At 68.2% G+C, this 1,116-nt stretch carries 1 protein-coding gene and 1 pseudogene; both read left to right on the forward strand.

The window, feature by feature from the left end; translation table 11 throughout:
* Nucleotides 1-609, forward strand: a 609-nt coding sequence (locus P6F26_RS19570) for a sigma factor-like helix-turn-helix DNA-binding protein (RefSeq protein WP_278030390.1), incomplete at its 5' end; no start/stop codon positions are given.
* Nucleotides 610-904: 295 nt separating this feature from the next.
* A pseudogene (locus P6F26_RS19575) lies at nucleotides 905-1,116 on the forward strand (hypothetical protein); the annotation flags it as partial.

The following is a 1,116-nucleotide window of genomic DNA, read 5'->3' on the forward strand; positions in this document are numbered from 1 at the left end:
ATGCGTGCCTTCGCCCTGGTTCTGGCCGGAAAACGCGCGCTTGCCGATGACATCGTGATGCGAACGGTGGTCGCGGCCTGGGCCAATATCGATGCTTTTCCCCGGGGGTCGAACATGCGGGTCTGGCTGTTCCGCATGCTCCGCACCGTCTACTACGCCGATCCGCAGCCCGCCGGACGCGCCGCGAACGACTTCGGCGCCGTGGGCGACCGCCTCGCGCCGCGGACGAACCCCGTCGCCAACCGTGCGGAGACCCGCTTCCTGCGGGCCTTCAACGCGCTGCCGGTCGGGCAGCGCGAGGCCCTGGTCCTGACCGGTCCGGAAGGCCTTTCGCTTCGGGATGCCGCGACTGTTTGCGGCTGCTCCCCCGCGAAGATCGGCAGTCACGTGAAGGTCGGGCATCGCAGGCTGGCCGTGGTCCTGTCGATGGATGCCGGCGGCGCCGAACCGGTGGGAGATCCCGTGTCTCTCGAGGTGATCTGCCGCCGCGCGCTGTCGGGCTCGCTCAGCACGCACATTACGACCCGCCTCGGCCATGTGAACGGGAAGCGGCCGACTTCCAGATTGCGCCCGCCCGCCCGGGACTTCCGCGGCGACGCGCCGGTTTAGATCCGGCCTCGGAACATCTGACCCGGATGGACAGCCCCGATGCTGCACATTCCTCACCCAGACGAAGGAGACTATCCGTGCCAATAACATACACACGCTTCAAAGCCGACCCTTCGGAGACGAAGGCCGGGGACGCCGGTGCCGCAGCAAGGCATGCCGAGGGCCAGGCGAAGGCCGTCAAGATCCGGCAACTTCGCATCGCGCGCCTCGAACGGGAGCTTTTCGGACCTGCCGTCGTGACGAGGGCGAACAAAAGCATGCGACCGAAACTGTCGCTCCGGCGAACGATCGCGACATGATGCAGGCGGAAGCAACCAAGACCTCGCGCCCCGGCGTCCCGGCGCCCGAAAGCGCGCGGGAATGGGTGGCCGTCCTCGCCCGCTACCGCGAGCCGTCGCGCTGGCGCAGTACCTGGGAAATCGCCGTCACGGCGGGTCCCTTCGTCGGCCTCTGGGCCCTGGCGTGGTGGAGCGTCGACGTCAGCTATGCGCTCGCCACCTTCATCGC

This window comes from Roseicyclus salinarum (genome assembly GCF_029624655.1).
GTDB classification, from domain to species: Bacteria; Pseudomonadota; Alphaproteobacteria; order Rhodobacterales; family Rhodobacteraceae; genus Roseibacterium; species Roseibacterium salinarum.